The organism is Kitasatospora sp. NPDC057518, assembly GCF_042802075.1.
Taxonomy (GTDB): domain Bacteria; phylum Actinomycetota; class Actinomycetes; order Streptomycetales; family Streptomycetaceae; genus Kitasatospora.
Window position 1 is genome coordinate 1 of the sequence record NZ_JBHVEU010000462.1, and the last position, 7,073, is coordinate 7,073.

Annotated in this window: 2 protein-coding genes; both read left to right on the top strand. The window is 70.6% G+C overall.

Going from position 1 to position 7,073, the window contains the following annotated elements; translation table 11 throughout:
* The first annotated feature begins 188 nt into the window (after positions 1-188).
* The gene (pruA, locus tag ACFU7Z_RS33180; protein WP_380781609.1) at positions 189-1,814 is read left to right on the top strand and encodes an L-glutamate gamma-semialdehyde dehydrogenase; all 1,626 of its coding nucleotides are present in this window, start codon (positions 189-191) and stop codon (positions 1,812-1,814) included.
* Positions 1,815-2,098: 284 nt separating this feature from the next.
* Positions 2,099-7,045, top strand: a complete 4,947-nt coding sequence (locus tag ACFU7Z_RS33185; RefSeq protein ID WP_049653850.1) for an NAD-glutamate dehydrogenase — start codon at positions 2,099-2,101, stop codon at positions 7,043-7,045.
* The last annotated feature ends 28 nt before the right edge of the window (positions 7,046-7,073 follow it).

The window sequence follows — 7,073 nt, forward strand, 5'->3', positions numbered from 1 at the left end:
TGGGGGTGGGGTGGGGGGGGGGGATGTGGTGTTGAATGGGGGGCGGGCGTGATCGGGGGGGCTGGTTATCGGGGGGGTGGGGGGGGGGCCCCGGCCCGCCGTCCGCGTGTCTGAGCGGGCGGATCGCGCCCCGGCTGGTCAGGCTGGTGTCACACCCGACCAGCCCCAGGACGGAGCCCGCCATGCCCATCGACGCAGTCACCGAGGTGCCGGTCCCGGTCAACGAGCCGGTGCGGGCGTACGCGCCCGGCAGTCCGGAGCGGGACCGGCTGGTGCGGCGGCTGGACGACCTGGCGGCCGAGCAGGTCCCGCTGCCGATGACGATCGGCGGCGAGCAGCGCTTCGGCGGCGGCGAGCGGATCGACGTGGTGCAGCCGCACCACCACGCCGCCAAGCTGGGCGTGCTCGGCAACGCCACCCGGGAGGACGCCCGGGCGGCGGTGGACGCGGCGCTGGCCGCCGGCCGGCAGTGGCGCTCGCTCTCCTTCGACGACCGCGCGGCGGTCTTCCTGCGCGCCGCCGACCTGCTGGCCGGTCCCTGGCGGGAGACGCTCAACGCGGCCACCATGCTCGGCCAGTCCAAGACCGCGCAGCAGGCGGAGATCGACTCGGCGTGCGAGCTGATCGACTTCTGGCGGTTCAACGTGGGGTTCGCCCGGCAGATCCTGGCGGATCAGCCGATCTCCTCGCCCGGCGTGTGGAACCGCACCGACCACCGCCCGCTGGAAGGTTTCGTCTACGCGGTCACCCCGTTCAACTTCACCGCGATCGCCGGCAACCTGCCGACCGCCCCCGCGCTGATGGGCAACACCGTGGTCTGGAAGCCCGCGCCGACCCAGACCCTGGCCGCGTACCACCTGATGCGGCTGCTGGAGGCGGCCGGCCTGCCGCCCGGGGTGATCAACCTGGTGACCGGCGACGGCCTCCAGGTCTCCCCGGTGGTGCTCGCCGACCCGGCGTTCGCGGGGCTGCACTTCACCGGCTCCACCGCCACCTTCCGCTCCCTGTGGCAGACCGTCGGCGCCAACATCGGCGGCTACCGCACGTACCCGAGGATCGTCGGCGAGACCGGCGGCAAGGACTTCCTGCTGGCCCACCGCTCGGCCGACCCGGAGATCCTGAGGACCGCGCTGATCCGCGGCGCCTTCGAGTACCAGGGCCAGAAGTGCTCGGCGCTGTCCCGCGCCTACCTGCCGCGCAGCCTCTGGCAGCGGATCAAGGACGACTTCCTGGCCGAGGTGGACGCGCTCGCGGTGGGCGACGTGACCGACCTGTCCAACTTCATGGGCGCCCTGATCGACCGGCGCGCCTTCGAGAAGAACCGGGACGCCATCGATCGGGCGAAGGCCGATCCGACGATCGAACTGGCGGCCGGAGGACAGTACGACGACGCGATCGGCTGGTTCGTCCGGCCGACCGTGCTGGTCTCCTCCGACCACCGGGGCGAGATCTTCCGGACCGAGTACTTCGGCCCGATCCTCGCCGTCCACGTCTACGAGGACTCCCGCTGGGACGACGTGCTGCGCCGGGTCGACGCCGGCGCCCCGTACGGCCTGACCGGCTCGGTGATCGCGCAGGATCGTTACGCCATCGCCCAGGCCGTCGAGGAGCTGCGGTTCACCGCGGGGAACTTCTACATCAACGACAAGCCGACCGGCGCGGTGGTCGGCCAGCAGCCCTTCGGCGGCGGACGGGCCTCCGGCACCAACGACAAGGCGGGCGCCGCGCAGAACCTGCTGCGCTGGACCTCGGCCCGGTCGATCAAGGAGACCTTCGTCCCGCCGACCCACCACGGCCACCCGCACATGGGCTGAGAGTGAACACCGGGCTCCGGTTTGGACATGCTGTCCAGGACGGACCCGACTTCCTGCGGGTTTGCGCCGACCTGTCCCTGTCCACCTTCGATTGATCCGGTTAGGCTGGCTGGCGTCGTCGGGTGGCTGCAGGACGAACGGAACGTCCTACCCGCTGGGAGGGCGTTTCATGCGTGCCATGAGCCCCTTTCAGTCGGATGGTGCGGCAGGATTGCGGTGACCCGTCGGTGTACATCCACACACCACCGAGTCACGCAACGGCGCGCGACAGGAGCCAAGAAGTCATGCAGACCAAGCTGGACGCAGCCAAGGCCGAACTGCTCAAGAAGGCAGCCGCAGCCGCTGAGAACAGCCAGGTGGGGGGAGCGGCGCCGGGGGAGGGTCTGAGCAACGGCGCTCTGACCGCGTACCTGCACCACTACTACCTCCACACCGCGCCCGACGACCTGGTCGACAGAGACCCGGTCGACGTTTACGGCGCGGCCGCCTCCCACTACCGCCTGGGCCTCAAGCGCCCGCAGGGCACCGCCGAGGTGCGGGTCCACACCCCCTCGGTCGAGGAGAACGGCTGGTCCTGCGGCCACACCGTGGTCGAGGTCGTCACGGACGACATGCCCTTCCTGGTCGACTCCGTCACCAACGAGCTGTCCCGCCAGGACCGCGCGATCCACGTCGTGATCCACCCCCAGCTGGTCGTCCGCCGCGACATCACCGGCAAGCTGCTGGAGATCCTGGACGTCGACGCCTGCTCCCGCAGCCAGGCCGCCGGCACCGAGTGGCCCGCCGACGCGACCGTCGAGTCGTGGATGCACATCGAGGTCGACCGCGAGACCGACCGCGAGGACCTGCGCGCCATCGAGGCCGACCTGCGCCGCGTGCTCGGCGACGTCCGCGAGGTCGTCGAGGACTGGGGCAAGATGCGCGAGAGCGCGCTGCGCCTGGCCGACGAGCTGGCCGAGGAGCCCCCGGCCGGCCTGCCCGAGCAGGAGGTCGGCGAGGCCTGGGAGCTGATGCGCTGGCTCGCCGACGACCACTTCACCTTCCTCGGCTACCGCGAGTACGACCTGGTCGAGCACGAGGGCGAGGAGGTCCTCAAGGCCGTCGCCGGGACCGGCCTCGGCATCCTGCGCTCCGACCCGCACAGCCACGACGACGCCCACCACGCCGTCAGCGAGGCCTTCGGCCGGCTCTCCGCGCCGGTGCGCGCCAAGGCCCACGAGAAGAAGCTGCTCGTCCTGACCAAGGCCAACAGCCGGTCCACCGTGCACCGCCCGGCCTACCTGGACTACGTCGGCGTGAAGAAGTTCAACGCCGCCGGCGAGCCGGTCGGCGAGCGCCGCTTCCTCGGCCTGTTCTCCTCCGCCGCCTACACCGAGTCGGTCACCCGCATCCCGGTCGTGCGCCGCAAGGTCCAGGAGGTGCTGGAGGACTCCGGCTTCTCCAGCGAGAGCCACGACGGCCGCGACCTGCTCCAGATCATGGAGACCTTCCCGCGGGACGAGATCTTCCAGACCCCGGCCTCCGAGCTGCTCTCCATCGCGACGAGCGTGCTCTACCTCCAGGAGCGCCGCAAGCTGCGGCTGTTCCTGCGCCAGGACGAGTACGGGCGCTACTTCTCGGCGTTCATCTACCTGCCGCGCGACCGCTACACCACGCGCATCCGGCTGCTGATCACCGACATCCTCAAGGAGGAGCTGAACGGCGCCACCATCGACTACACGGTGTACGCCACCGAGTCGGTGCTGACCCGTCTGCACTTCGTCGTCCGGGTCGCCCCGGGCACCGCGCTGCCGCACCTCAGCGACACGGACATCGAGCGGATCGAGAACCGGCTGGCCGAGGCCGCCCGGTTCTGGATGGACGGCTTCCACGACCAGTTGCACACCGAGCTGGGCGAGGAGCGGGCCGCCGAGCTCGGCCACAAGTACGCCAACGCCTTCCCCGACGGCTACCGCGCCGACTTCCCGCCGCGCACCGCCGTCGCCGACATCAAGCAGATCGAGTCGCTGCACGGCGAGGGCGACTTCCGCCTGAACCTGTACCAGCCGGTCGGCGCCGGCGACGACGAGCGCCGCTTCAAGATCTACCGGGTCGGCGGCCCGATCTCGCTGACCGAGGTCCTGCCGGTGCTCCAGCGCCTGGGCGTCGAGGTGCTGGACGAGCACCCGTACGCGCTGCGCCGCTCCGACGGCAGCACCGCGTGGGTCTACGACTTCGGCCTGAAGCTGCGCGAGGCCACCGAGCTCACCGACGAGGCCCGCGAGCGCTTCCAGGAGACCTTCGCCGCCACCTGGACCGGCAAGGCCGAGAACGACGGCTTCAACGAGCTGGTGCTGACCGCCGGGCTGACCTGGCGCCAGGCGATGATGCTGCGCGCGTACGCCAAGTACCTGCGCCAGGCGGGCTCCACGTTCTCCCAGGACTACATGGAGGACGCGCTCCGCAACAACACCCACTCCACCCGCCTGCTGGTCAACCTGTTCGAGGCCCGGCTGAGCCCGAGCCACCGCGCGGGCGCCCTGGAGCTGACCGAGGGCATCCTGGAGGAGCTGTCCGGCGCCCTCGACGAGGTCGTCTCGCTGGACGAGGACCGCATCCTGCGCTCCTTCCTGAACCTCATCAAGGCCACCCTGCGGACCAACTTCTTCCAGCACGCCGCCTCCGGCGAGTGGCACTCCTACGTGTCGATGAAGTTCGACCCGAAGGCCATCCCGGACCTGCCGGCCCCGCGCCCGGCGTTCGAGATCTGGGTCTACTCGCCGCAGGTCGAGGGCGTCCACCTGCGCTTCGGCAAGGTCGCCCGCGGCGGTCTGCGCTGGTCCGACCGGCGCGAGGACTTCCGCACCGAGATCCTGGGCCTGGTCAAGGCGCAGATGGTCAAGAACACCGTCATCGTCCCGGTCGGCGCCAAGGGCGGCTTCGTCGCCAAGCAGCTGCCGGACCCGGCGGTCGACCGCGACGCCTGGCTGGCCGAGGGCGTCTCCTCGTACAAGACCTTCATCTCGGCGCTGCTCGACATCACCGACAACCTGGTCGGCGGCGAGGTCGTGCACCCGGCCGACGTGGTCCGCCACGACGAGGACGACACCTACCTGGTCGTCGCCGCCGACAAGGGCACCGCGACCTTCTCGGACATCGCCAACGGCGTCGCCGAGTCCTACGGCTTCTGGCTGGGCGACGCGTTCGCCTCCGGCGGCTCGGCCGGCTACGACCACAAGGGCATGGGCATCACCGCCCGCGGCGCCTGGGAGTCGGTCAAGCGCAACTTCCGCGAGCTCGGCGTCGACACCCAGACCGAGGACTTCACCGTCATCGGCATCGGCGACATGTCCGGCGACGTCTTCGGCAACGGCATGCTGCTCAGCGAGCACATCCGCCTGGTCGCCGCCTTCGACCACCGCCACATCTTCCTGGACCCGAACCCGGAGGCGGCCTCCTCGTACGCCGAGCGCCGCCGCCTGTTCGAGCTGCCGCGCAGCTCCTGGGACGACTACGACCGGTCGCTGATCTCGGCCGGCGGCGGGGTCTTCCCGCGCAGCGCCAAGTCGATCCAGCTGACCCCGCAGGTCCGCGCCGCCCTCGGCGTGTCGGCGACCAAGCTGACCCCGGCCGAGCTGATGCGGGCCGTCCTCCAGGCCCCGGTCGACCTGTTCTGGAACGGCGGCATCGGCACCTACGTCAAGGCCTCCACCGAGACCAACGCCGAGGTGGGCGACAAGTCCAACGACGCCATCCGGGTCAACGGCGAGCAGGTCCGGGCCCGGGTCATCGGCGAGGGCGGCAACCTCGGCTGCACCCAGCTCGGCCGCATCGAGTACGCGGCCACCGGCGGCCCGGAGGGCACCGGCGGCTGGATCGACACCGACGCGATCGACAACTCGGCCGGTGTGGACACCTCGGACCACGAGGTCAACATCAAGATCCTGCTCAACCAGGTGGTCGCCGAGGGCGACATGACGGTCAAGCAGCGCAACGTCCTGCTGGCCGAGATGACCGACGAGGTCGGCCACCTGGTGCTGCGCAACAACTACGCGCAGAACGTGGTGCTGGCCAACGCCGTCGCCCAGGCGCACAGCATGGTCAACGTGCACGCCCGGATGATCAGCCGCTTCGAGTCGGCCGGCCAGCTGGACCGCGGGCTGGAGTTCCTGCCCGCCGAGCGCCAGATCCGTGAGCGCCAGCAGAACGGCCGCGGCCTCTCGCAGCCCGAGATGTCCGTCCTGCTCGCCTACACCAAGATCATCCTGGCCGAGGAGCTGCTGGCCACCGAGCTGCCGGACGACCCGTTCTTCCGCACCTCGCTGCACGAGTACTTCCCGACCGCGCTGCGGGCGAGGTTCGCCGAGGCGATCGACAACCACGCGCTGCGCCGCGAGATCATCACCACGCTGATCGTCAACGACACGATCAACCGCGGTGGCTGCACCTTCGCCTTCCGCCTGAAGGAGGAGACCGGCGCGACCTACGAGGAGATCGCCCGGACGCACACCGCCGCGCGGGCCGTCTTCGACCTGGAGCCGATCTGGGCCGAGATCGAGGACCTGGACAACAAGGTCCCGGCCCGGGTGCAGACCAAGATGCGGCTGCACTCGCGGCGCCTGGTCGAGCGCGCCACCCGGTGGATGCTCAACAACCGCCGCCAGCCGCTCGACATCGCCGGCACCATCGAGTTCTTCCACGACCGGGTCAACCAGGTCTGGGCGTCGCTGCCCAAGCCGCTCCGCGGCGAGGACCTGACCTGGTTCGAGTCGATCTACGGCGAGCTCGCCGCGGCCGGGGTGCCGGAGGAGCTGGCCACCCGGATCGCCGGCCTCTCCTCGGTCTTCCCGACCCTGGACGTCGCCGAGGTCGCGGACCGCTCCGGCAAGGACGTCGCCGAGGTCGCCGACCTCTACTACGACCTGGGCGACCGGCTCCAGATCTCGCACCTGCTCGACCGCATCATCGAGCTGCCCCGCACCGACCGCTGGTCGTCGATGGCCCGGGCCGCGATCCGCGAGGACCTCTTCGCGGCGCACGCGGCGCTGACCGCCGACATCCTGGCCTGCGGCCCCGAGGGCGCGACCCCGGAGGAGCGGTACACCGCCTGGGCCGAGCTCAACGCGACCCTGCTGAACCGCGCCAAGAGCACCCTCGACGACATAAGGGGTTCGGACAACTACGAGCTGTCCAGCCTCTCGGTCGCGATGCGCGTCATCCGCACCCTGCTGCGCACCGGTTCGATGCGCTGACGGACGGCTGTACCGGAGGGGCCCGCGT